The sequence below is a fragment of the Xanthomonas sp. NCPPB 3200 genome (assembly GCF_056393585.1).
Window position 1 is genome coordinate 4,135,596 of record NZ_CM150785.1, and the last position, 23,861, is coordinate 4,159,456.

Consider the following 23,861-nt stretch of genomic DNA (forward strand, 5'->3'; position numbering starts at 1 on the left):
TGCCCTGCGCCGTGGCTGCAGGGCCCTGGCCCGCCCACCCTCGCCGGGCACGCTGCAAGTACGTCCTTGCATAAGCGCTGGCGCGGCATCCATGCCGCATCAGCGCTGGCGACTGCGAGAGGGCGAGGACCATCGGAGGTGGTCGTTTCGTTGCGCAGAGCTTTCAATAAAGCAGCCGGCAAACTCTCTGGCGTGGCGCCCTCGCCGATTGCGAGACCGTGGGACGGCATGGATGCGGCTACCGAGTCACCAGGGCCGGGTTCACGGCGCGTCCCGCGAGCGGCAAGGGCGATGCGCACCCGCCCCAGTCAGCGTTGACCTGGACTGCCGACGGCATCCACCAGGGTGCGGCCGACCAAACCACTGCCGTCACCACTCACGCCTTGAGCCGGTAACCGCTGCGGAAGATCGCCGCCACCACGCCCAGGCACACCAGCAGGAACAGGAAGGTCATGCCGGTGCTCACCGCGATGTGCACGTCGGCCTTGCCGTAGAAACTCCAGCGGAACCCGCTGATCAGGTACACCACCGGGTTGAACAGGGTGACCTTCTGCCATAACGGCGGCAGCATGTTGATCGAGTAGAAACTGCCGCCCAGGAAGGTCAGCGGTGTCACCACCATCAGCGGGATCACCTGCAGTTTTTCGAAGCCGTCGGCCCAGATGCCGATGATGAAACCGAACAGGCTGAAGGTCAGCGCGGTGAGCACCAGAAAGCCCAGCATCCACAGCGGATGCGCGATCTCGTAAGGCACGAACAGCCGCGCGGTGAGCAGGATCAGCAAGCCCAGCAACACCGACTTGGTCGCCGCCGCGCCCACGTAGCCGATCACGATCTCCCACCAGGCCACCGGCGCCGACAGCACCTCGTAGATGGTGCCGGCCCAGCGCGGCATGTAGATGCCGAACGAGGCGTTGGAAATGCTCTCGTTGAGCAGGGACAGCATCACCAGTCCGGGAATGATGAAGGCGCCGTAGCTGATGCCGTCGATGTCGCCCATGCGCGAGCCGATCGCCGCGCCGAACACCACGAAGTACAGCGATGTCGACAACACCGGCGAGGCGATCGACTGGGTCAGCGTGCGGAAGGCGCGCGCCATTTCAAAGCGGTAGATCGCCGCGATCGCATGCCGGTTCATGCGCGCACCTCCACGTTGCGGGCGCCATGCACCAGGTTGACGAAGATCTCCTCCAGCGAACTCTCGCTGGAATGCAGGTCCTTGAAGTCGATGCCCTGCTCGTTGAGCCGGCGCAGCAACGCGCCGATGCCGGTCTGCTCGGCCTGGGTGTCGAAGGTGTAGACCAGGCTGTTGCCGTCGGCCGACAGTTCCAGCGGCAGATCGCCCAGCGCGGCCGGGATGGCCTGCAGCGGCGCCTGCAGGCTCAGCGTGAGCTGCTTCTTGCCGAGCTTGCGCATCAGCGTGTGCTTGTCTTCCACCAGCACCAGCTCGCCGCGATTGATCACCCCGACCCGGTCGGCCATGTCTTCGGCTTCCTCGATGTAATGGGTGGTCAGGATCACCGTGGTGCCCTGCTCGCGCAGCCTGCGCACCATCTGCCACATGTCGTGACGCAGCTCCACGTCCACGCCTGCGGTGGGTTCGTCCAGAAACAGGATGCGCGGCTCGTGCGCCAGCGCCTTGGCGATCAGCACGCGCCGCTTCATGCCGCCGGACAGCGTGGAAATCTTGTTGTGGCGCTTGTCCCACAGCGAGAGCTCGCGCAGCACCGTTTCCAGATACGCCGCATTGGCCGGCTTGCCGAACAGCCCGCGACTGAAGCGCACGGTGGCCCACACGGTTTCGAACGCGTCGGTGGCCAGCTCCTGCGGCACCAGGCCGATGCTGGCACGCGCGGCGCGGTAGTCGCGCACGATGTCGTGGCCATCGGCCAGCACGGTGCCGGTGCTGGGGTTGATCAGCCCGCAGATGATGCTGATCAGCGTGGTCTTGCCAGCGCCGTTGGGACCGAGCAGCGCGAAGATCTCGCCGCGCCGGATCTGAAGGTCCACCTGCTTGAGCGCCTGAAAACCGCCAGCGTAGGTCTTGCTCAATCCCTGGATGGAAACGATTGGAGTCATGTCTTCTGCACTGGAGCGATCAGCCGCACAGGGTAGGCCGTGCGCCATGAAGATGGGAGAAGTGCGGATGGAATGGTGTCTTCCGGCGCGCGCCGGGAAGCGTTAGCGAACTGGACCGCGTACGCCTGCTGCGCCTGTTAGTCGGCGCATCTCCGTAGGAGCGCGCCTGAGCGCGATGGGGCTTTCCCGCCAACGCCCCATCGCGCCCAGGTGCGCTCCTACCCGAACACGGCAACCGCTGTGGCTCCTGCGATTCCCCACTCCCGATTCCCGCGCGCTCACGCCCGCTTGCGCGACTCGATCAGGTCCAGATTGCGCACCAGCCGGCGCGACAGGTCGTCGGAAATCTCGCGGCGCCTGGCCAGCTTGAACAGCTCGTTGCGCTCGGCCACCAACGCGGCATGGCGGAACTGGCGCAGCGCCTGTTCGTAGGCGCCGGCCTCTTCCGGATCGGTCTCGGCCATGTCCACCGCGCCGAGCTTGCGTTGATAGCGCTGGCTGACCTGGTTGGCGGCGGCGTTGTAGCGCTCGGCATGCTTGCTGCCGTCCACCAGCCGCTGACGCAGTTTTTCCACCGCTTCCAGCGCCGCCTGCGAGGCCGCCTTCACCGCCAAGTCTTCCTTGAGCTGCTCGTCTTCCTCCTCGGGCAATTCCAGCCCGCGCAGCAGCCGCGGCAAGGCCACACTGGCTACCAGCAGCGACACCAGGATCACCGAGGCGGCCAGGAAGATCGCCAACTGGCGGGCCGGAAACGGTGAGCCGTCTTCCAGCATCAACGGCAGCGTGAGCACGCCGGCCAGGGTGATCGCACCGCGCACGCCGGCCAGCGAGACCGCCACCACGATGCGCCATGGCGGGCTGACATGCTGCTCGCCGCGCCACTGCGCCTTGAAGATGTTCCAGCGCAGCGACAGGAACACCCACAGGAAGCGCAACGCCATCAGGCTGGCGCTGATGGTGGCCACGTACACCGCCAGCCACCACGGATTGAGGTGCCCGGCCTCCTGCACGCTGCGCACCGCCCCGTCCAGGATGCCCGGCAACTGTTCGCCCAGCAGCACGAAGATGATGCCGTTGAAGGTGAACTGCACCGTGTCCCACACCGCCGAGCGCTGCAGCCGCATATTGCCCGGCGCGTTACCGGCCATTTCCACGTAGCTCATGGTGACGCCGGCGGCCACTGCGGCCAGGATGCCGGAGGCATGGAAGGCCTCGGCCAGCAGATAGGCCGCGAACGGGGTCAGCAGGTTGACCAGGATCGCCGAACCCGGCTCCTCGCCGAAGTGGCGCCAGATCCAGGCCTGGATGCGGCTCAGGCCAAACGTGGTGGCCACGCCCAGCGCCAAGCCGGCCAATGCCACCCACAGGAAGGTCAGCGAAGCGGTGGCGAGCGAGAAGCTGCCGGTCAGTACCGCGGCCACCGCGAACTGGAAGCACACCAGCCCGGAGGCATCGTTGAGCAGGGACTCGCCTTCCAGGATGTGCATCAGCCGCTTGGGGATCGACACCTTGGAGGCGATCGAGGACACCGCCACCGGATCGGTCGGCGAGATGATCGCCGCCAGTGCGAAGGCCACCGCCAGCGGCATCGCCGGGATCAGCCAATGGATCAGCAGGCCCGCACCGATCACGGTGAACACCACCAGACCCAGCGCCAGCTCGAGGATGGCCGCCTTGTCGCGGAACAGGCCTTGTTTGGGAATGCGCCAGCCATCCAGGAACAGCAGCGGCGGCAGGAACAACAGGAAGAACAGCTCCGGTTCCAGCTCGTGCCCGGCATCGAACACACCCGAAACCACCGCGCCAAGCGCAATCTGGACCAACGGCAAGGGCAACGAGAACGGCAGGATGCGGATCAGATAACCGCTGGCCGCGACCGCCAGCAACATGGCGAGGACGACATCGATCGAATGCATGGAAAACCCGGAAGAAGAAACGGTGCGCGCGTGCGGCATCGCATAGTGCAACGCACCATCACGCGCCTACGGAAACATACCGGTTTGCATCCGGCGATGAAACCTTTGCGCCACCTCGCCCGGCTTGCCGTCCGTTGCGGCAGATCTGCCATCGGGGCGCGTCGATGCCACACCGTTGCGATTCGCATCGGCCCCGGCGCCGTTGGATACGCCAGCGCATGGACGCGCGCGCTGTTGTGGGAGTGCCCTGCCGGGCAGCTCACCGACAGACTGCAATCAGCTGTGGCGGACGTGCCGCTTCGCATGCGGGGACGATTGCCGCGTGGTCTCGACCGGGACGATGAAGGTCGCTTGCTGCAGTTGCAGCCTGGAGTCGTAGTGACTCACCACCACCTTGACTGCCTCGGGCTTTTTCCGGAAGGCATACGGCCACTGCGCCCCAACCATCTGCTGGCCGATCTTCTGGCCGTCGGCGTCTTCCACGAGGTTGAGGTGCACCGGGTAATTGCCTGCGCCGCCATTGTCCGCATCGTTGGCATCGACCACATCGATATGGGCTTTCGAAAACGCCAGCGTCGACGGCCCGCCATCCTTGTCGTTGGCGCTGTCATCGAACCCGATGTTCTTGTAGCTGTAACTCACCAGCAGCACCTGCGTGGGCCGCCAGGATCCACCGCCATCGTCATGGATGTTCACCCTGGCCGGGCGCACGGCATCGACGGTGAACTGCCACTCGCCCGGAACAATCCATTGCTGCCCTGGCCGATAGGCTTCACTGGACGGAGCAAGGGCCTTTGGTGGCGTTGGCGTTGGCGTCGAAGCCGGCGCTGCGGCCGAGACCTGCGTGATGCCGCACACCATCACGCTTGCAGCCAGGCATGCTGCCAGTGCCAGCCGCGTGCATTGGGTTTTTTTCTGCGTCATCTAGCTACAACCTTCCTGCGTGATTCGGTGAAGTGCGTTGCCCGCAAATGCGGAGCCAGCCTGCAAGGTTCAGCGTCATTATCTGCACTCCACGCTAGCTGAGATAAGTGCAGCCGGTGGCGCGAGGTTACATGACACAAGCAGCAGATCACTGCCGTCATCATGCTACAGAGTTGCTTATTTAGTCCGGCTTCACCCACGAACTTATGTAGCAAAAACCACCTGATATTCACGCATTCGATAATCAGGTTGCAGGACTAAAGATAATCTTGCCTAACTTCTTCGCGCTTGCTGGTAACTGTCGTCAGCAACGCATTGAACCTTGCCTGCACTGGCTGCGCATCGCATGGACGGCGGCAAGTCGATCGCGTCCTGTCTGCAATGGCACCTCGACCTGCATCGCTTCGGTTTCGACCACCGGCACATGCCTGGGTTGCAGCTGCCGCCCGAGCCCAGCGAGCGCAACAGGCTGTGTCGACGCCTGCGTTATGACGATATCGAGCAACGCGGTGCCAGGTACGCCCGTGTAAAAACCGCGTGATGCATCCGCGCTGCATCTACCCGCGTATCCAGCACTACGATTGCCATCCAGGCAGTCGCTTACCCAAAGGATCGATGCCTCATGAAGACCTCATTCCAGTCGCTTGCCGTTGCCACTGCCATTGCCCTGACCAGTGCCATGACCCCCGCTTACGCCGCATCGAACCCGACCGTGGGCGGTGCGCCGATGCTGGTAACCAAGGACATCGTCGACAACGCCGTCAACTCCAAGGACCACACCACCCTGGTCGCCGCGGTCAAGGCCGCCGGCCTGGTCGACACGCTGAAGGGGCCGGGCCCGTTCACCGTGTTTGCCCCGACCAACGCCGCATTCGCCGCACTGTCGGCCGGCACGGTGGAAACGCTGCTCAAGCCCGAATCCAAGCCCACGCTGACCAAGGTGCTGACCTATCACGTGGTACCGGGCAAGGTCGACGCCGCATCGCTGATCGCCAAGATCAAGGCCGGTGGCGGTAGCGCCTCGCTGACCACCGTGCAGGGCGAGGCGTTGACCGCAAAGCTCAACGGCAAGAAGGTCACCATCACCGATGCCAAGGGCAACACCGCCAACGTCACCATTGCCGATGTCATGCAGAGCAACGGCGTGATCCACGTGGTCGACAAGGTGTTGATGCCGTAACGGCAGCTCGCTGCCTGACGCAGGCAGTCGCAGGCGCGTGACCTGCATCGGCGGAACGCAGCCAGGTTCCGTCGATGGGTCGACGACGAATTGCACACGCCAGCAACGTTCAGAGCAGCTGCATTGCCGCAAGCACTCGGGTAGGCGTGGACGCTGCGCTCGACACCGGCAGGTACGGGTGGTACGTGCCGGTGTCGAACACCGACCGCGCCTGTCTGACCACCCTGCAGCAATCCTGCTTGTCGCTCCTGCTTGAAGTGATTAGCCGCGCTGGCGTTGCCCTACAACGCCGGCGCATCGGCTGCACAGCAACAGGCGCAGACACTGTTGCAGCGTTGTATCCGCGCGTGCCTGGAAACAGGCTCCAGGCAGCGCCACCACACCGCAAAGCGGCGGTGAGGGAACCACTGGCTCGCCAGTGGCTCCACTTGGTGTCTCGTTCTCCGACACCGTGCGCGTGCATTTGCACGCGCATTTTTTATGTCTTCGCCATGCGCTCTGCAGCAACCGGTGCATCCAGCAACTGGCGCAGGTCCTCGACAAACCCGCGGTAGCCTTCCTCGCGCGCGGCCTCCGAGCCCTGCCGCAATACCCAGGAGGGATGCACGGTGGTCAGCACCGGCGTGCCGTCGTCCAGCCACTGCCACTGGCCGCGCTGCTGCATCAAGCGAAAGCTGCTTCCCAACACCGCCTGTGCCGCGGTCGCGCCCAGGCAGACGATCTGCGCCGGACGCAGCTGCGCGCGTTCGGCATGCAACCAGCCGCTGCAGGCCTGCACGTGCGACCGTTCCGGGTTGCGATGCAGCCGCCGCTTGCCGCGTTGCTCGAAGCGGAAATGCTTGACCGCATTGGTCACGTAAACCGTGGCGCGGTCGATGCCGATTTCGCCCAGCGCCATGTTGAACAAACGCCCGGCCGGCCCGACAAACGGACGCCCGCTCAGATCCTCTTCGTCGCCGGGCTGCTCACCGATCACCATCACCGACGCATCGCTCGGCCCTTCGCCGAACACCGTCTGCGTTGCCGGCTGCCATAACGCGCAACGCCGGCAATCGCGCGCGGCCACACGCAACTGCGCCAGGCTTTGCGTGGCCACTTCCGGGGCCGGCGCCGCCGCCACCGGCACTCGCCGCCGTACCGGCTCGGGCGCACGCTCGGCCATCTCGCGCACACGCACCCCCGCCTCGCGGATCAGCTCCGGCAACAAGCTCGCCTCGGGCAGGTTCTTCCAGTATTTCTGCGGCATTTCCTGCCGCATCATGATTGGATTGAGCCGCGCCGGATTGAAGATATGCGCGTAATAGGTGCGCCAGAGCGTCTCCTGCGCATCGTCGGCCGGCACCTGGGTGCGCACGGCGCCTTCGCCGAACGTCAACGCCTCGCCGTCCCAGCGCACGCTGCGATACGGGGTGAGGATCGCCCAGCGCATGCCGGCGAAGCGGCGCGCGAAAAACGGCGCCACCCGATCCACGATCCAATGTTCGGGCTCGAACCACGCCACGAAGTCTTCCTCTTCCACCGGCAAACGCCGAAAGCGCACGAACGCCTTCATCTTGTGCGTATCGCGCTGCACCGCCTTTTGCCACTGCGTCACCCGATGCACGTCGACATCGGTGGCCCGCTCGAGCAGCGCGCGCTCGCCGCAGGCCACCCGCCACAACAACCGGTACAGCACCGCATAGCGCTGCGGATCGCGGTGACACAACACCGCTCCCGCCATTTGCAGGAACTCCGCCGACACCCGTGGCGCTGCAGCCACGGCCGGCAAATCCAGCAGCCCCTGCCCCATCAACAAGCCGCCCTGCGCCCCGCCATTCCACGCGATGGAGTCAGGCTCCACCTGCGCGCACCACCCCGCGCGCGCCAGCGCACGCCATGCTTCAAGGCTCCAGCCCGGCTCGACGTCAGCGTTGAACATCGCGGTGGTCAGGATGGAGAGGTGGGATTGGGGATTTGGGATTGGGGATTCGCAAAGCGTCGCGTTCCTGTGTCAGCACTGGCGTTCGGTGGCAGCTTTGCGCCTGATGCGACCCTTCTCCGCGCTTCGGGCAACTTGCCCGGCTACACGGCAGACGCCAGCGGAAACGGCGGTGCGCCGGATGCCAGCGGCCAGCTGCGGGTTCAATCGAACAGACTCGCCTGCCTGGGTGCCGGCGCCAGTTGCGCGCGCAAGCGCACCGGGTCGTCCAGGCGCTGGCGCGGATGATGGTCCAGCACGCTCACAAACGGCAGCAGCTTCTTCATCGGCACCCGCAACCGCGCCAGATCGCCCACTCGCAAGCGCGCATGCCGGCGCGACAACAGCAGGCGCTCCACATTGCGCGTGCCCAGGCCCGGCACCCGCAGCAGCATCTCGCGCGGCGCCGCGTTCAGATCCACCGGAAACCGCTCCGGATTGCGCAGCGCCCAGGCTAGCTTCGGATCCACGTCCAGATCGAGCATGCCGCTGGACTGCGCCGGTGCGATCTCCTCCACGCTGAACTCGTAGAAGCGCAGCAACCAGTCGGCCTGATACAGCCGGTGCTCGCGCTGCAACGGCGGTGCCTGCAGTGGCAATTTGGACGAGGCATCCGGGATCGGGCTGAAGGCCGAGTAGTACACCCGGCGCATCCGGTAATTGCCGTAGAGATTGTGGCTGGTGTCCAGGATGCTGCGGTCGTTGGCATCATCGGCGCCGACGATCATCTGCGTGCTCTGCCCGGCCGGCGCAAAGCGCGGCGGCTTGGCGCGGCGCAGCTTTTCGGCCTTGCGCTCCAGCTGGTTTTCTTCGATGCGCCAACGCAGTTCGCCCATTGCCGAGCGGATGCCGCCAACGCTTTTTTCCGGCGCCAGCAGCGTCAATCCCTGCTCGGTCGGCAGCTCCACGTTGATGCTCAGGCGGTCGGCGTAGCGGCCGGCGGCGGCCAGCAATTCCGGCGTTGCATCGGGGATGGTCTTGAGGTGGATGTAACCGGCGAAGTGATGCACCTCACGCAGCTGCCGCGCCACTTCCACCAGCTGCTCCATCGTGTAATCGGAGTTGCGGATGATGCCGCTGGACAGGAACAGGCCTTCGATGTAATTGCGCTTGTAGAAGTCCAGCGTCAACGTGACCACTTCTTCCGGCGTGAAGCGCGCACGGCGCACGTTGCTGGACACGCGGTTGACGCAATACGCGCAATCGAACACGCAGAAATTGGTGAGCAGGATCTTCAACAGCGACACGCAGCGGCCGTCGGGCGTGTACGAGTGGCAGATGCCCATGCCCTCGGTGCTACCGATCCCGCCGGTGCCGAGCGAATTGCGCTTGTTCGCGCCACTGGAGGCGCAGGACGCGTCGTATTTGGCCGCATCGGCCAGCACTGCGAGTTTGTCGAGGATTTTCACGCAAGCAGCATGTCGTGAAGGCGTCTCAGCCTATGAGACTGCACCGCACTTCATCGTGAATGCTTCAGAGCGCTGCGCTGCCGGCTCTTGTCGGCACTTGTCGGCACTTGTCGGCAGCATGCCTTTTGGCTGCGCTGCCGGCGCTTGTCGGCAGCATGCCCGGTCGCCGCGGGCCGGTGCGCCGTAGGCACCAAGCCGTATCGCCATGGGTCTTGCCTGGTGTAGCCACCGCACCACAGCGGTTTGCAGCGGCAGCAACTGGCCACATGCCATGGCTTGCATGCGGCTGGGTAGTGCCTCGGGATTGCGGGGCCGGCATGCCGCCTGCACCGTCGATGACAGCGACGGTGTAAGCGTGCTGCGGCCCCCAGGGCTCAGGCGGCGACCGGGCCCGCAAGCGCGCGATCATCACCGGGATCGCCGTCGAACCGGTAGATATCCATCGCCAGAAACCCCGCATCGATGCCGGCATCGATGCGCTGCGCCCCGAGCCGGTCGGCGCCGGCGGCGCCCATCGCCACGTACAGCGGCAACAGGTGCTCGTCGGTGGGATGCGCCCGTGCCGCATGCGGTGCCTGCCGGCGATAGTCCAGCAACGCGGCGATGTCGTCCTCCACCAGTTTGCGCTCGGTCCACTCGATGAAGGGCCGCACATACGGCGCCTCGCGCTCGGCGCTGTAGCCATGGCGGAAGTCGTGCAGGTTATGGGTGATGCTGCCCGAGCCGATTACCAGCACCCCGTCCTCGCGCAGCGGCGCCAGCGCGCGGCCAACCGCAAACTGGTGCGCCGGGCCCAGCTCGGGCTGGATCGACACCGACACCACCGGGATGTCGGCGGCCGGATACAGCAGGCGCAGCGGCACCCACACGCCATGATCGAAGCCGCGCTGTGGATCCAGGTGCGGATGCAGGCCGGCCTGTTCCAGCCGGCGCAGGATCTGCTGCGCCAGCGCCGGCTCGCCGGGCGCGGGATATTCCAGCTCGTACAGCGGCGCGGGGAAGCCGCCGAAGTCATGGATGGTGGGCGGCCGCGCCGCGCCGCTGACCAGCGGGCGACGGCCCAGCCAGTGCGCGGATGCAACGACGATCGCGCGCGGCCGCGGCAAGGTCTGCGCGAGCTCGGCCAGGCGCTCGCCGACCTGCCCTGGCTGCAGCGCAGTCATCGCCGATCCGTGCGAGATGTACAGGGAAGGCAAACGGGTCATGGCGTACTCCTCGGAAGAACGACAGGCAGCCTCAACGCGCCGGCTTCAGCGCCCACGCGCCTTCGCCGAGCAGGGCTTGCACGATCAGCAACACCGCCCACAGCGCCGGGTATTCCCAGCCGCCGCCCGGATTGGAAAAGCCGAAGCCGTTGCCGCCGTGCACGCTGACGATGGTGCCCAGCAGCAGCGGCACGCCCAGCAACCCGATCCAGCGCGCATAGATGCCCAGCAGCAGGGACAGGCCCAGACCCAGTTCCAGCGCGATGGTGAGATAGGCCAGCGCGCCCGGCAGGCCCAGCGAGTGGAAATAAGCCACGGTGCCGGCCGGGGTGAACACCAGCAACTTGATCAGGCCGTGGACCAGGAACAGCGCGCCCAGGCTGATGCGCAACAAGGCGGCGCCATAGGCAGCGGTACGCGGGGAAGCAAGCGAGGTGGACATTGGACGGACTCCAGTGAGGACCTGCACAGCCTATTGCTTACAAATTTCTGATAAATAGTTTTAGTTCGGATAATTTATTGCGATCAAAGCAACAATCGGACATCCATGGATACCCTCGATGCGATGCGCGTGTTCGCGGCAGTGGCCGAACGCAGCGGTTTCAGTGCCGCCGCCGATGCGCTGGACCGCTCCACCGCCAGCGTGACCCGGCAGGTCGCCGCGCTCGAGCAACGGCTTGGTACCCGCCTGCTCAACCGCACCACCCGGCGGGTCAGCCTGACCAGCGCCGGCACCGCGTATTACCAGCGCTGTCTGCAACTGCTGGCCGACCTGGACGATCTGGAGGCCACGGTCGGCGCGCAGGCGCTGGAGCCGGCCGGGGTACTACGTGTCAACGCGCCGGTGAGCTATGGGATCGAGCGCCTGGCAGCGCTGCTGCCAGGCTTTTGCGCGCGCTACCCGCAGGTGGAACTGGACCTGTCGCTGTCGGACCGGCTGGTGGACATGGTCGAAGAAGGCTTCGATGTCGCCATCCGCATCACCCGGCAGCCGGCGCCGACGCTGATCGCCCGGCGCCTGGGCACGGTCCGCCTGGTGCCCTGCGCGGCGCCGGCCTACCTGGCCCGCGCCGGCACCCCGATGCATCCGTCCGACCTGGCCGGCCACGACTGCCTGCTGTACCACTACTCGCCCAACGGCGACGAGGTGCGCTTCCACGGACCCGATGGCGATAGCGATGTGCGCATCCACGGCAGCCTGCGCGCCAACAACGGGCATGTGCTGAGCGCGGCGGCGGTGGCCGGCCTGGGCATCGCAATGCAGCCGGACTTCCTGGCCGACGAGCATCTGGCCGCCGGCCGGCTGGTGCGCATCCTTCCGCAGTACGCACTGGGGGAGATCGGCATCTTTGCCGTCTATACCAGCCGCAGCCACCTGGCCCCGAAGGTCCGCAGCTTCATCGACTACCTGGTCGACAGCATGGGCGATCCCGCGCGCTGATGAGCCCGGCAACAGTACGTCCCGTCGATGGTCATTAACCTGACACGGCATGTGTGGTCACAATCGGGCCCCCACCCGGATCAACAGGACTGCGCATGAGCAAGATCGCCATCATCTACTTCAGCGGCTACGGCCACACCGTCAAACTGGCCGAAGCCGTGCATGCCGGCGCCGCCAGCGTCGGCGAGGCCACGCTGTACCGCATCGATCAGGACGGCAACCTGCCCGACGACGCCTGGGAGGCGATCGGCGCAGCCGACGCCATCATCTACGGCAGCCCCACCTACATGGGCGGGCCGGCGTGGCAGTTCAAGAAGTTTGCCGACGCCAGCTCCAAGCCGTGGTTTGCGCAGGCCTGGAAGGACAAGATCGCAGCCGGCTTCACCAACTCGGCCTCGGTGAACGGCGACAAGTACGCCACCATCCAGTATTTCTGGACGCTGTCGCAGCAGCACGGCCAGGTCTGGGTGGGTACCGGCCTGCTGCCGTCCAACACCAAGGCGCACGGTCCGCAGGACATCAACTGGACCGCCGGCTCGGCAGGCGCGCTGGCGATCTCGCCCTCTGATGCCTCGCCGGAAGAAGCGCCGCGCAGCGGCGATCTGGAAACCGCCAAGCTGCTCGGCAAGCGCGTGGCCGAATTCGCCGGCAAGCTCAAGGGCTAAAGCAGCCAGTGGTATCGCCCACATAACAACACCCGCGCATGGCGGTGGGCCCTGGCCTGCCGCCATGCGCGGGTTTTGCGTGGAGTCGCGTCGAGCGCCCGGATTTTTTGCGCTGTGCTGCCGACTGCTTGGCTGTGCGCCGTTTGCCTGTGCGCCCAGCGGACGCCACGGCAGCCCGCCAGCCGCCCACAGCGCCGTCATCGCACGGGCCACATCGTGCTAACGCGCGCCGCCGCATCCTCCCCTGACTTGTTCGCCGCACGGAGTTTCCTCCACCATGCAAACCCGCACGCTTGGCCGTTCCGGCCCCACCGTCTCTGCGCTCGGCCTCGGCTGTATGGGCATGAGCGCGTTCTACGGCGATCGCAGCGACGAGGCCGGCTCGATCGCAGTGATCCATCGCGCCCTCGACCACGGCGTCAGCCTGCTCGACACCGCCGACATGTACGGCCCGCACACCAATGAAATCCTGGTCGGCAAGGCCATTGCCGCACGCCGGCACGAAGTGTTCCTGGCCACCAAGTTCGGCATCAAGCTCGACCCCAACGACCCGTCGGTGCGCGGCATCGACGGCAGCCCGGACTATGTGCAGGCGGCCTGCGAAGCCAGCCTGCGCCGCCTGGGCGTGGAGCACATCGACCTGTACTACCAACACCGCGTGGACCCCAACGTGCCGATCGAAGACACCGTCGGTGCGATGTCGCGTCTGGTCGAACAGGGCAAGGTGCGCTTCCTGGGGCTGTCGGAAGCCGCTGCAGCCACCATCCGCCGTGCGCATGCGGTGCATCCCATCACCGCGGTGCAGACCGAATACTCGCTGTGGTCGCGCGAGCCCGAGGACAACGGCGTCTTCGCCACCGTGCGCGAGCTCGGGATCGGCTTCGTTCCGTATTCGCCGCTGGGCCGCGGGTTCCTGACCGGCGCATTCGCCTCGCCGGACGACTTCGAGGCCGACGATTACCGTCGCCATTCGCCGCGTTTCCAGGGCGAGAACTTCACCCGCAACCTGCAACTGGTGGAGCAGGTCAAGGCGATCGCGGCCGACAAGGGCATCACGCCGGGGCAGCTGGCGCTGGCCTGGGTGCTGGCGCAGGGCCAGGATCTGGTGCCGATCCCGGGCACCAAGCGGCTGGCCTACCTGGAAGAAAACCTCGGCGCGCTCGATGTGGCGCTGATGCCGGACGAGCTCGCACGCATCGATGCGATCTTCCCGTTGCAGGCCGCGTCCGGTACGCGGTATCCGGAAGCGATGATGGGCGCGCTCAGCCGCTGAGCGTGCTCACGTGAGTGCACGCAGTCGCAGCTGTGCGGCGATTGCGTGCGCTCACGCCATCGCACCGGTATGGCTCGCACACTTGGCATCACCACCGTCCGAGTGACACGTCCTGCCATGCTGTCCTTCGTGATCCCCGCCCATGACGAGGCCGTATTGATCGGCCAGACGCTGCAATGCCTGCACGCCTGTGCGCAGGCCATGCAGCTGGACTACGAGGTCATCGTGGTGGCCGATGCCTGCGAGGATGACACCGCCGCCATCGCGCGCGCGGCCGGTGCGCAGGTGCTGGAGGTGCAACTGCGCCATATCGCCGCCACCCGCAATGCCGGCGTGCAGCAGGCGCAGGGCGATCGCCTGCTGTTTCTCGACGCCGATACGCTGATCAACCCGCAGGTGGTCGGCGCGGCGCTGGCGGCGCTGGATGCCGGCGCGGTCGGCGGTGGCGCGCAGGTACATCTGCAGGGCAGGCGCGCGTGGTTCGAACGCATGGCGCAGGCGACGTTCGGCTGGCTGTTCCGTCTCAGCGGCATTGCCCCGGGCTGCTTCCTGTTCTGCACGCGCGCGGCATTCGTCAGCGCCGGCGGCTTCGATACGCGTTACTACGCCGGCGAAGACGTGGCATTGAGCCGCGCGCTGGCACGCTGCGGGCGGTTCGTGATCCTGCGCCAGACCGTGCACACCTCCGACCGCAAGCTGCGCAGCTTTTCCAAGCGCGAGCACCTGAGCCTGCTGCTGCGCTTTCTATGGCGCGGGCGCGGCATGCTGCAGACCCGCGATGCGCTGGGTTTCTGGTACCAGCGCCGGCGCTGAACCGCGCGTGTCCGCAGGCTGCCATGCCGGCTGCGCGCTGCCATCGCGTCGGGACGTGGCGACGGCGGCAATTTACACTGGTATGTCTGTTTTTCGTTTCCGAGTTGCACTCGCATGGCTCTTCTGCACCGCCCTGTCCTGATCGCTGCGCTGTCGGCTGCCCTGCTGAGCACCGCCGCGTGCCACCGCGATGGCACTTCACCGGCAACGACGGCGCACGCCAAGCCCGCGCCCACCACGCCCAAGCTGGGCGACTTCGGTTTCGATGCGGCAGGCATGGACCGCAGCGTGGCACCAGGCGACGACTTCTTCAGCTACGCCAGCGGCAACTGGGTCAGGACCACCCAGATCCCGGACGACCGCTCCAGCTTCAACAGCTTCGTCAGCATCGCGATCGAGACCGAGCAGCACAGCCGCGACATCATCGAAGGCGCCGCCGCCAACGACCGTGTCACCGGCGAAGACAAGCAGATTGGCGATTACTACGCGGCCTATATGGACGAAGCCGGCATCGAGGCCAAGGGCGTGCGCCCGGTGCAACCGGAACTGGATGCGATCGCGCAGCTGGATGACAAGCAGGCGCTGGCGCGCACCCTGGGCGGCCAGCTGCGCGCCGATGTGGATCTGCTCAACTCCACCAACTTCCATACCGACCGGCTGTTCGGTCTGTGGATCTCGCAGGATCTGCATCACCCGGGCCGCTACGTGCCGTATCTGGTGCAGGGCGGCCTGGGCATGCCGGACCGTAGCTTCTATCTGGACGACGGGCGCATGACGCAGATGCGCGACGCCTACCGCGCGCATATCGTCAAACTGCTGGAACTGGCCGGCATCGATGACGCGGCGGCCAGGGCCGAGCGCATCCTGGCCCTGGAAACCGCGATGGCGCGCGTGCACGCCACCGCCGAACAGACCAACAACGTGCAGGCCGGCGCCAACCCCTGGAAACAGGCCGATTTTGCGCGTAACGCGCCCGGCCTGGACTGGGCGCCGTTCTTCGAAGCGGCCGGCCTGAAGGCGCAGCAGGACTTCATCGTCTGGCAGCCCGGCGCGGTGACCGGGTTGTCGGCGCTGGTGCGCTCCGAGTCGCTGCAGACCTGGAAGGATTACCTGAGCTTTCGCGCGCTGGACCGCGCCTCGCCGTATCTGTCCAAGGCCTTCGCCGATGAGCGCTTTGCGTTCTACGGCACCACGCTGGAAGGCACACCGCAACAACGGCAGCGCTGGAAGCGCGGCATCGACGCCACCAACGCGGCCCTGGGCGAAGCGGTGGGCGAGCGCTATGTGCAGAAGTATGTCAGCGCCCAGACCAAGACGCGTGCCGAGGAGATGGTCAGGAACATCGTCACCGCCTTCGGCAAACGCATCGATGCGCTGGAGTGGATGAGCCCGCAGACCAAGCAGCATGCCAAGGCCAAGATTTCCGGGCTGACGGTGGCGGTGGGCTATCCGGACACCTGGCGCGACTACAGCGCGCTGGATGTGCGCCGCGACGACGCGCTGGGCAATGTGCAGCGCGCCGAGCTGTTCGAGTACCGGCGCAATCTGGCCAAGCTGGGCAAGGCCGTGGATCACCGCGAGTGGTACATGCTGCCGCAGGAGGTCAACGCGCTGAACGTACCGCTGGAAAACCGCCTGCTGTTTCCGGCCGCGATCCTGCAGCCGCCGTTCTTCGACCCGGCCGCCGACGACGCGGTGAACTACGGCGCCATCGGCGCGGTGATCGGCCACGAGATCAGCCACAGCTTCGACAACATGGGCGCGCAGTTCGACGAACATGGCGAGCTGCACAACTGGTGGACGCCGCAGGATCTGAAAAAATTCGAGGCCGCCGGCAACGCGCTCGCCGCGCAGTTCAGTGCGTACAAGCCGTTCGACGACCTGAGCGTCAATGGCAAGCTGACGCTGGGCGAGAACATCGCCGATGTCGCCGGCCTGGCCACTGCCTACGACGCCTATCAGCTGTCGCTGCGGGGCAAGCAGCCGCAGACCATCGACGGTTTCAGCCCGGACCAGCGCTTCTTCCTGGGCTTTGCCCAGGCCTGGCGCGGCAAGTACCGCGACGCGGCGCTACGCAATGCCGTGCTCACCGACGTGCACGCACCCGGACGTTTCCGCGCGCAGACCGTGCGCAACCTCGATGCCTGGTATCCGGCCTTCAATGTGCAACAGGGCGAGCAGTTGTACCTGCCGCCCGAGCAGCGGGTGCGGATCTGGTAGCCAGCCCCCGCGTCACACCACCGCCCTGCACACCAGGCAAGCACCCGCACTCACCGCGCCCCTGGCCACTCCAGCAACATCGCCTGCGGCAGCTGCATGCGGCGGCAGGCGCGTGCGGACAGCCCGTCGCGTAGCGCGATGCGGAACAAGGGCGACAGGCTGCGCAGCAGCCGCGCCGACGCGTGTGCCTGTGCGCGCTGCGTGGTGGTGCGGCCGAGCATGTCGCTGGCCCAGCCCGGCAACAGGGCGGTACCGGCACCGAGGAACACCCCGCGCGACAGGCCGGCGGCCGGCACCGGCAACTGGATGCTGGTGAGGATGTCGAGCACCTCGCGCGAGCGCGTGTCCATGCGCAACTGCCCGCGCACGGTGGCGAAATACGCATCGACCTGTGCTTCGCTGGCGGGCACATCGGCGGCGCCCAGCGCTTCGGCGACGCGGCGCGCTTCGTCGTAGTAACGATCGGCAATGTGCGCCGGCACGTCGCGGCAATAACGTCGGCAGCCCTGCAGAAAACCGTAGGCTTCGGTGACGTGCACCCAGGTCAGCAACTGCGGGTCGTTCGCGTCGTAAGGCACACCGTCGGCGGTGTGGCCGTGGATATGCGAATGGATGCTGCGCACGCGGGCGATCAGTTGCTCGGCCTCGGCACGCGGTGCATAGGTGGTGCCGGCGACGAAATTGGTGGTGCGCCGCAGCCGCCCGATCAGATCGGCGCGGAAGTTGGAATGGTCGTAGACCCCGGCCAGCGCGCGTGGATGCAGCAGTTGCAGCATCAATGCGCACAGTCCGCCGGACAACATGCCGGGAAATTCGGAATGCACGCGCCAGGTGACGCTGTCGGGCCCGAAGATGCCGGGATCCCCGAGTGGCTGGTCGTAGTCGATGGTGCTCTGGCCACGCGGAAACGCGCCCAGCACCCAGCGATGGATCTGCCTGGCGGCGGGAGCAGTGAGGGTACGCAGGACGGCTGACATGCGCGCAAGGATACCGAGCCGGTTGCAAGAGCGCGTCGTGGTGCTGAGGGGCTGGGATTGGGGATTTGGGATTCGGGATTGCTGAAAGGCGGCGCCGTGTGCGCTGTTCGTATCGATGCGCGCCGATCGTCTCGACGGGTGCTTGCCCGCCCGTCGTGGGACCTTGCGCGGCATGCGTGCTTGCGCGGCGCTCACGTGATCTGTACGCCGGACTGGGTCGCGCCGGTCGCAACCGCCGCGGATGCAATCACGCAGGTGCGAGTGTGCAGTGCAACAAGAATCACGGCGCACCGCAGCTGCAATCGCCCGGCAAACGCTGCAAAGCGCCTGAATACTGCGATTTGTGCGCCGGTACGCAGGATTGGCTGGCCTTCGGCGCGCAGCAGGCATTGCCAAGCACGGCGAAAGTGCTAGAACTAGGGCCGTCCGTGTACCGGCCAGCATCACTGCCAGCCGCTGCCCGGTCGCTCCAGGGCACCGGCGCGTTGCCGGGTGCAGCAAGTCGTTCGTACCAGCCATCCGTCAGGAGCTTGTCATGATCGCTTTGTTCCAGGGTTTGGGCCTGCTATTGCAGGACAACGCACTCCATCGGCTCTCCTTCGACGAGCAGGTCGCGCACTGGCGCGAAAAGACCGACGAACAGCTCGACCAGGAGCTCAATCTGCTCAAGGTGGCCAAGAAACAGTGGGTGATCGCCTCGATCATCGGCTGGCAGGCGATCTCGCTGGTACTGCTGGGCGTGATCACCCACCAGCTGTGGCAGAACGACTACCACCTGACCTTCAGCCGCGTGGTGATCATCTTTACCTCGTGGGCGTCGATCCTGTTCGTCATGTGGTACATCGCCGATCTGTTCGATCACAGCGCCGGTTTCGAACGCTGGCTGCGCGCCTTCAACAGCCGTGCACGGGTCACCCCGGATGCCGATTCGGTCGAATGCGTGGCCGATGCGCTGGACATGACCCGTCGCTATCCGGAAGTGCTGCGCTACAAGCAGGAGGTCAGTTCCAAGCGCGAGCTGCGCCACGAGGACATCGTCAACATGCGCGAGATGGGGCGGCTGCGTCGCTACACCGAATTGCTGCGTGATCTGGACCGCTTCGATGGTGCGCCGCGGCTGGTGGCCAACACCGCTCCCCACAGCGCGGCGGCGGGGACGCTGGCGTAGCGGTGTGGCGATGGATGTGGTAGTTGCCGCAAGGCATCGGCAATGCCGCGCGCCTGACGAAACGGCCTGATTGATCTGCCCGACGTCCGATCGCAACACGGCGTGCGCTGCCAGGCGGCGCCAGTCGCTGCACTCCATCGCGTGCGCGACGACAAACAAGAAACGGCCGGTGCAGTGCACCGGCCGTTTCTTGTTTGCGGCGCCCGGAGACAGACGCCTTGTTTCAGCAGCAATCAGCGATCAAGCGCTCACGCCTGCGCGACGGCCTTCTCCACCGACGGTGTGCGCCAACCGCTGCGCACACCCCAGATGTAGAACACCGCGCCGACCGCCGCGACCACAGCCAGATCGGTGCCATAGCTGAGGTAGCCGTGCCCGCCGAAGTCGCTGCTGCCGGCCCAGGACAGCAGCGCGATCGTCGGCAGGTAGCAGATCATCCAGGCCGCGCCCTTGAGGTTGCGGCCAAGGTCCGGCCAGCCCTGCTTGGCCTGGTAGTAGCAGTACACCGGCAGCGCCACGACCATCAGCAGGATGATCTCGCCGGTCAGCGGCCAGCGCGCCCAGTACAGCAGCTCGGTCGCCATCACGAAGGCCACGCCGGCCAGCACCGGCAGCGCGGCGATGCGCAGCGGGCGATGCAGCTCCGGGGCATGACGGCGCAGCGCCATCGCACTGATCGGGCCGGTGAGGTAGGAAATGATGGTCGCCACCGAGATCACCGCCGCCAGCGTGCCCCAGCCGCGGAAGAAGAACAGGAACACGAACGACACCGCCAGGTTGAAGAACATCGCCATGCGCGGCACGCCCCAGACCGGGTGCAGCTTGCCCAGCACCGACGGCATGGTGCCGTTCTTTTCCATGCCGTAGACCATGCGCGCGGTGGTGGCGGTATAGGTGATGCCGGTACCGCTGGGGCTGACGAACGCATCGATGTACAGCAGCATGGCCAGCCAGTGCAGGTTGACGATGATGGCCAGCTCGGCGAACGGCGAGCGGAAATCGATGCCGTGCCAGCCGGCCTTGGCCAGCAGGTCCGGCGGCACCGCGCCGATATAGGCCACCTGCAGGATCACGTAGACCACCGTGGCCAGCGCGATCGAGCCCAGCACTGCGAACGGAATGCTGCGGCCCGGGTTGCGCGCTTCACCGGCCAGGTTCACCGGGCTCTGGAAGCCGTTGAAGCTGAAGACGATGCCGGCGGTAGCCACCGCGGTGAGCACTGCGGCCAGGTCGATCACGTGCGCGTCGCCGTGGATGCCGACGCTGAAGTTCTCGCTGTGGAAGCCGCTGGCGATCAGGGCCACGCCGGTCGCCGCCGGCACCACCAGCTTGAACACGGTGATCAGCGTATTGGAGCGCGCGAACAGCTTGACGCTCCAGAAATTGAGGAAGAAATACACCAGCACCAGCACTGCCGAGATCAGCAGGCCGGGCACCGACAACTCCCCGGCCCCGCCGGGTGCCTGCACATACAGGCCCTGCGCCCAGGCCCATGGCCAGGAGGCCATGTACTGCACCGAGGCCTCGGCCTCGACCGGGATCACCGACACGATCGCGATCCAGTTGGCCCAGCCGGCGATGAAGCCCACCAGTGAGCCGTGCGAGTAATGGCTGTAGCGCACCATGCCGCCGGACTCGGGGAACATCGCGCCCAGTTCCGCGTAGGACAGCGCGATGGTGGTGATGATCGCTGCACCCAGAATCCAGGCCCAGATCGCACCGGGGCCGGCCAGGCCGGCAGCGCGCCAGGCACCGAACAGCCAGCCGGAACCGATGATCGAGCCCAGGCCGGTGAGCATGAGGGCGAAGGGGCCAACGTCGCGGCGTAGCGATTGTTCGGACATGAGAAGCCTGGCAGTGAGGACGCCGTGAACCGGCAACAAGCCCGCAATGATCGCAGAAGCGGCCGCTGATCGTCAGTGCGTATTCAGGCTTGCGTCCGGTTGCAGCATGGCTTGCTACATAGTTGAAACATGTTTCCGCCGAGCAAGGACTGCAAGGCCCGCTCAGCCATGGCAATCGGCGCTGGGCGCGCTGGTATCCACACAGGTGTGCGCCTGACGCGGAATGCCGCGCAGTTCGCGCACCTGCCCGGGTGTCAGCGCAAAGCTGTCCAGCGTCCTGCGTGCGCAGGCCGGTGTACCCGTCATGTTGCCCGCGGCAGGCGCGGCGCAGTGTTCCTCGTACACCAGGTAATGGCAGCGACCGCTGCTGCTGGCCAGGCAGTGCACATTGAGGTCGGTGGCGGTGGCCAGGGTCTTGCTGAAGATCACGTCCTGGCCATTGCTGGTGGCGCGGGTGATGGAGGTGGTGCCGTTGCGGTCGTGGCAACCGGCCAACGCAAGCAGGCAATACACGAGGGAGGCGATCAGGCGCATATCAGCAATCCTTTCAGTCGATGCGATCGGGGGAATTACATGCCGCGGAACAGGCTCATGAAGGGCTGGCTGACGGTGAGCGTTTCGCTGCGCCCGCGCAGCGCCAGCCGGCCCTTGCCGGTGTCCTCGCGCACCACCGAGGCGACCGCCTTCATGTTGACGATGGTGGAGCGGTGGATCTGCTTGAACACCTGCGGATCCAGCACGTCGAGCAACTCGCGCAGCGGCGTGCGCAGGATCGCCTCGCCGGCGGCGGTCATCACCGTGGTGTATTTCTGGTCGGCCTGGAAATACGCCACCTCGTCCAGCGCGATCAGGCGCGTCTCGCGGCCGCTGCTGGCGGTGAGCCAGGCCAACGGCGGCGCGGCGCTGGCGGCAGCAGGGCCCGCGGACAGGCGCTGCAACAAGGCCTCCAGCAGCTGGCCGTCCGGCTGGCCGGCGGCAGCGCGTTGCTGCACGCGCTGCCAGGTGGCCTGCAGGCGCTCGCGGCTGATCGGCTTGAGCAGGTAGTCCACCGCGCCGTGTTCGAACGCATCGATGGCGTACTGGTCGTAGGCAGTGACGAACACCACCTGGGTACGCGGGCTGACCTCGCGCAGCGCACGCGCCACCTCGATGCCGGTGAGCCCGGGCATGCGGATATCCAGGAACACCACATCCGGCTGCTGCGCGGCGATGGTCTCCAGCGCGCCGGCGCCGTCTTCGCATTCGCCCACCACCTGCAGCTGCGGGCACACCTCGGCCAGCAGCGCGAGCAGGGACTGCCGCAGCAACGCTTCGTCTTCGGCGATCACCGCACGCAGCGCGCTCATGCCTGCACCCGCGCGGTGGAGCTGTGCGTGCCTGGCAACGGCGGCGGCATGGGTGTGGCGGTCATCGGCGCCGGCAGCGGCAGGCTGATGGTGGCGGCCACACCGCTGGGGAAATTGGACACGATGGCAAAGCTGGCCTTGCCGGCGTAGATCAACTGTAGCCGCTCGCGCAGGTTCTTCAGGCCGATGCCGGTGCCCTGGGTGTGGGTGCCGAAGCCCTGGCCATCGTCGGCCACGGTCAGCGTGGCATGGTCGTCGACGCGACGCGCCAGGATCCATATCGTGCCGCCGCCGGGCTTGGGTTCCAGCCCGTGCTTGATCGCGTTCTCCACCAGGGTCTGCAGCATCATCGACGGCAGTTGCAGCGCGCGCAGCTCGTACGGCACCTCCACCTGCAGGACCAGCCGCGTGCCCATGCGGATGCGCAGGATTTCCAGATAGGCCTGGGTGCGTTCGAGTTCCTCGCCCAGGGTGGAGATGGCCCCGTCGGCGCTGGGCAGCGAGCTGCGCAGGTACTGGATCAGGTGCCCGATCATGATCTCCGCGCGCGGCGGGTCGGTGCGTGCCAGCACCTGTGCGCTGGCCAGCGTGTTGTAGAGAAAGTGCGGCTCGACCTGCGCATGCAGCAGGTTCAGGCGGGCCACCGCCAGTTCCTTTTCCATCACCGATTGCTCGGCCGCGGCCTGCTCGTCGCGACGTTGCTCGCCGACCCGGCGCACCACCGCGCGATTGATCGCCTCGGCATTCTCGTAATTGCTGCCTTCGTCCACCGCGAACAGATCCACCCAGGCACCGGCGTCGGGTTCGCACAACACCGTGACGCTGCTGGTGCCCTGCCCCGGCGTGATCGTCACCAGTACCTGATTGCGCTTGATCGCAAAACGCGCGAACAGGTTCCAGCGCGAGGGCTGGCGTCCTTCGTAAGGGTCGATGCGGCGCACCTTGGCGCGGATCAGCAGGCTGCCGGGCGCGCATTCGATGTCCTGCACGCGCGGCAACGCGCGCACGGCCTCTTCGACCACGGCAAAGCTGGCCTGCACGTCCAGCGGCACCTCGATCTGGCGGCGCTGGCGGGTCGACAAGGTGTCGTGATCCAGCCGCCCGGCGATCAGGCGCACCCGGCGCACATGCGTGATCGCACTCATCAGGGCAAGCGTCAGCAGCACCACGCAGATCAGCCCGAAGAAGGCGCCGGTGGAGCCGAACAGCTGCGCCCACATGATCGCAGCCACCAGCAACGCGGCGGCCCAGGCGAACACGATACGCACGATCAGGAAGACGCTGGCAGACACGGGTGGGAGCTCGTTGGGTTGGGACGCGGCGAGCATAGCCGGCAAGCGATCGGGCGAACGCCCCCGGGCGACGAATGGCCGCTGGCGCGGCTTCAACTGCCCGGATCGCGGTGCGAAACCGGCCTGGTCGACGGTGGCAGGCACAGATGCGC

General features: G+C 66.4%; 20 protein-coding genes and 1 pseudogene. 8 read left to right on the forward strand and 13 right to left on the reverse strand.

From position 1 onward, the window contains the following. Positions 1-376: 376 nt before the first annotated feature. The 4 genes from AC06DU_RS17750 to AC06DU_RS17765 form a co-directional block, all read right to left on the reverse strand. A complete protein-coding gene (locus tag AC06DU_RS17750) occupies positions 377-1,138 on the reverse strand; it encodes an ABC transporter permease (protein ID WP_016900895.1) in 762 nt (253 codons plus the stop codon). Continuing rightward, complete coding sequence (locus AC06DU_RS17755; RefSeq protein ID WP_024940707.1) at positions 1,135-2,079, reverse strand: ABC transporter ATP-binding protein; 945 nt, start codon at positions 2,077-2,079, stop codon at positions 1,135-1,137. The genes AC06DU_RS17750 and AC06DU_RS17755 overlap by 4 nt, the downstream gene beginning before the upstream one ends. Before the next feature lie 278 nt (positions 2,080-2,357). Beyond that, the gene (locus AC06DU_RS17760; protein WP_104575491.1) at positions 2,358-3,995 is read right to left on the reverse strand and encodes a Na+/H+ antiporter; all 1,638 of its coding nucleotides are present in this window, start codon (positions 3,993-3,995) and stop codon (positions 2,358-2,360) included. Positions 3,996-4,271: 276 nt separating this feature from the next. Next, positions 4,272-4,859, reverse strand: coding sequence for a hypothetical protein (locus AC06DU_RS17765; RefSeq protein WP_478202926.1), 588 nt, complete (start codon positions 4,857-4,859; stop codon positions 4,272-4,274). Between the two features lie 406 nt (positions 4,860-5,265). On the opposite strand from AC06DU_RS17765, the gene AC06DU_RS17770 reads away from it, so the two are divergent. After that, entirely contained in the window at positions 5,266-5,460 is a 195-nt protein-coding gene (locus AC06DU_RS17770) for a hypothetical protein (protein WP_478202927.1), read from the forward strand. A gap of 81 nt (positions 5,461-5,541) precedes the next feature. Then, positions 5,542-6,099: a fasciclin domain-containing protein gene (locus AC06DU_RS17775; protein WP_478202928.1), complete on the forward strand. Its 558-nt coding sequence runs from the start codon at positions 5,542-5,544 to the stop codon at positions 6,097-6,099. Between the two features lie 478 nt (positions 6,100-6,577). Here AC06DU_RS17775 and AC06DU_RS17780 read toward each other — a convergent pair whose 3' ends face one another. From AC06DU_RS17780 to AC06DU_RS17795, 4 genes are all read right to left on the reverse strand, one after another. Next, positions 6,578-8,017, reverse strand: a complete 1,440-nt coding sequence (locus AC06DU_RS17780; protein ID WP_478202929.1) for a UdgX family uracil-DNA binding protein — start codon at positions 8,015-8,017, stop codon at positions 6,578-6,580. 203 nt (positions 8,018-8,220) lie between these two features. Continuing rightward, complete coding sequence (locus tag AC06DU_RS17785) at positions 8,221-9,465, reverse strand: putative DNA modification/repair radical SAM protein (RefSeq protein WP_016900902.1); 1,245 nt, start codon at positions 9,463-9,465, stop codon at positions 8,221-8,223. A 374-nt stretch (positions 9,466-9,839) separates the two neighbouring features. Continuing rightward, positions 9,840-10,670: a dioxygenase family protein gene (locus AC06DU_RS17790; RefSeq protein ID WP_478202930.1), complete on the reverse strand. Its 831-nt coding sequence runs from the start codon at positions 10,668-10,670 to the stop codon at positions 9,840-9,842. 31 nt (positions 10,671-10,701) lie between these two features. Next, positions 10,702-11,112 carry a DoxX family protein gene (locus AC06DU_RS17795; protein ID WP_039518743.1) on the reverse strand — a complete coding sequence of 137 codons (411 nt, stop codon included), beginning with the start codon at positions 11,110-11,112 and terminating at the stop codon, positions 10,702-10,704. Positions 11,113-11,217: 105 nt separating this feature from the next. On the opposite strand from AC06DU_RS17795, the gene AC06DU_RS17800 reads away from it, so the two are divergent. From AC06DU_RS17800 to AC06DU_RS17820, 5 genes are all read left to right on the forward strand, one after another. Further along, positions 11,218-12,111, forward strand: coding sequence for a LysR family transcriptional regulator (locus AC06DU_RS17800; RefSeq protein ID WP_053051533.1), 894 nt, complete (start codon positions 11,218-11,220; stop codon positions 12,109-12,111). A 95-nt stretch (positions 12,112-12,206) separates the two neighbouring features. After that, positions 12,207-12,776, forward strand: a complete 570-nt coding sequence (locus tag AC06DU_RS17805; protein ID WP_039518741.1) for a flavodoxin family protein — start codon at positions 12,207-12,209, stop codon at positions 12,774-12,776. Between the two features lie 277 nt (positions 12,777-13,053). Next, positions 13,054-14,049 carry an aldo/keto reductase gene (locus AC06DU_RS17810; RefSeq protein ID WP_024940767.1) on the forward strand — a complete coding sequence of 332 codons (996 nt, stop codon included), beginning with the start codon at positions 13,054-13,056 and terminating at the stop codon, positions 14,047-14,049. A gap of 117 nt (positions 14,050-14,166) precedes the next feature. After that, positions 14,167-14,862 carry a glycosyltransferase gene (locus AC06DU_RS17815; RefSeq protein ID WP_039510084.1) on the forward strand — a complete coding sequence of 232 codons (696 nt, stop codon included), beginning with the start codon at positions 14,167-14,169 and terminating at the stop codon, positions 14,860-14,862. Between the two features lie 150 nt (positions 14,863-15,012). Continuing rightward, the gene (locus tag AC06DU_RS17820) at positions 15,013-17,082 is read left to right on the forward strand and encodes a M13 family metallopeptidase (RefSeq protein WP_478204453.1); all 2,070 of its coding nucleotides are present in this window, start codon (positions 15,013-15,015) and stop codon (positions 17,080-17,082) included. A gap of 50 nt (positions 17,083-17,132) precedes the next feature. Here AC06DU_RS17820 and AC06DU_RS17825 read toward each other — a convergent pair whose 3' ends face one another. Continuing rightward, positions 17,133-18,059, reverse strand: coding sequence for an oxygenase MpaB family protein (locus AC06DU_RS17825; RefSeq protein WP_104595001.1), 927 nt, complete (start codon positions 18,057-18,059; stop codon positions 17,133-17,135). Between the two features lie 446 nt (positions 18,060-18,505). Between AC06DU_RS17825 and AC06DU_RS17830 the strand changes: the two are divergent. Continuing rightward, positions 18,506-19,227: pseudogene (locus tag AC06DU_RS17830) on the forward strand (hypothetical protein). A 248-nt stretch (positions 19,228-19,475) separates the two neighbouring features. On the opposite strand, the gene AC06DU_RS17835 reads toward AC06DU_RS17830, so the two are convergent. From AC06DU_RS17835 to AC06DU_RS17850, 4 genes are all read right to left on the reverse strand, one after another. Next, complete coding sequence (locus tag AC06DU_RS17835; protein WP_024940772.1) at positions 19,476-21,071, reverse strand: APC family permease; 1,596 nt, start codon at positions 21,069-21,071, stop codon at positions 19,476-19,478. Between the two features lie 162 nt (positions 21,072-21,233). Continuing rightward, complete coding sequence (locus tag AC06DU_RS17840) at positions 21,234-21,605, reverse strand: hypothetical protein (RefSeq protein WP_054592634.1); 372 nt, start codon at positions 21,603-21,605, stop codon at positions 21,234-21,236. Positions 21,606-21,640: 35 nt separating this feature from the next. Further along, entirely contained in the window at positions 21,641-22,417 is a 777-nt protein-coding gene (locus AC06DU_RS17845) for a LytR/AlgR family response regulator transcription factor (protein ID WP_104608206.1), read from the reverse strand. Further along, positions 22,414-23,709 (reverse strand): sensor histidine kinase, encoded by a 1,296-nt coding sequence (locus tag AC06DU_RS17850; protein ID WP_349778373.1) that lies wholly within the window; start codon positions 23,707-23,709, stop codon positions 22,414-22,416. The genes AC06DU_RS17845 and AC06DU_RS17850 overlap by 4 nt, the downstream gene beginning before the upstream one ends. Positions 23,710-23,861 lie beyond the last annotated feature (152 nt).

Bases quoted from the DNA above. Each gene is read 5' to 3' on its own strand.
- AC06DU_RS17750 (WP_016900895.1), bottom strand. From the start codon at position 1,138: ATGAACCGGCATGCGATCGCGGCGATCTACCGCTTTGAAATGGCGCGC.
- AC06DU_RS17755 (WP_024940707.1), bottom strand. From the start codon at position 2,079: ATGACTCCAATCGTTTCCATCCAGGGATTGAGCAAGACCTACGCTGGC.
- AC06DU_RS17760 (WP_104575491.1), bottom strand. From the start codon at position 3,995: ATGCATTCGATCGATGTCGTCCTCGCCATGTTGCTGGCGGTCGCGGCC.
- AC06DU_RS17770 (WP_478202927.1), top strand. From the start codon at position 5,266: ATGGACGGCGGCAAGTCGATCGCGTCCTGTCTGCAATGGCACCTCGAC.
- AC06DU_RS17775 (WP_478202928.1), top strand. From the start codon at position 5,542: ATGAAGACCTCATTCCAGTCGCTTGCCGTTGCCACTGCCATTGCCCTG.
- AC06DU_RS17780 (WP_478202929.1), bottom strand. From the start codon at position 8,017: ATGTTCAACGCTGACGTCGAGCCGGGCTGGAGCCTTGAAGCATGGCGT.
- AC06DU_RS17790 (WP_478202930.1), bottom strand. From the start codon at position 10,670: ATGACCCGTTTGCCTTCCCTGTACATCTCGCACGGATCGGCGATGACT.
- AC06DU_RS17795 (WP_039518743.1), bottom strand. From the start codon at position 11,112: ATGTCCACCTCGCTTGCTTCCCCGCGTACCGCTGCCTATGGCGCCGCC.
- AC06DU_RS17800 (WP_053051533.1), top strand. From the start codon at position 11,218: ATGGATACCCTCGATGCGATGCGCGTGTTCGCGGCAGTGGCCGAACGC.
- AC06DU_RS17805 (WP_039518741.1), top strand. From the start codon at position 12,207: ATGAGCAAGATCGCCATCATCTACTTCAGCGGCTACGGCCACACCGTC.
- AC06DU_RS17810 (WP_024940767.1), top strand. From the start codon at position 13,054: ATGCAAACCCGCACGCTTGGCCGTTCCGGCCCCACCGTCTCTGCGCTC.
- AC06DU_RS17815 (WP_039510084.1), top strand. From the start codon at position 14,167: ATGCTGTCCTTCGTGATCCCCGCCCATGACGAGGCCGTATTGATCGGC.
- AC06DU_RS17825 (WP_104595001.1), bottom strand. From the start codon at position 18,059: ATGTCAGCCGTCCTGCGTACCCTCACTGCTCCCGCCGCCAGGCAGATC.
- AC06DU_RS17835 (WP_024940772.1), bottom strand. From the start codon at position 21,071: ATGTCCGAACAATCGCTACGCCGCGACGTTGGCCCCTTCGCCCTCATG.
- AC06DU_RS17840 (WP_054592634.1), bottom strand. From the start codon at position 21,605: ATGCGCCTGATCGCCTCCCTCGTGTATTGCCTGCTTGCGTTGGCCGGT.
- AC06DU_RS17845 (WP_104608206.1), bottom strand. From the start codon at position 22,417: ATGAGCGCGCTGCGTGCGGTGATCGCCGAAGACGAAGCGTTGCTGCGG.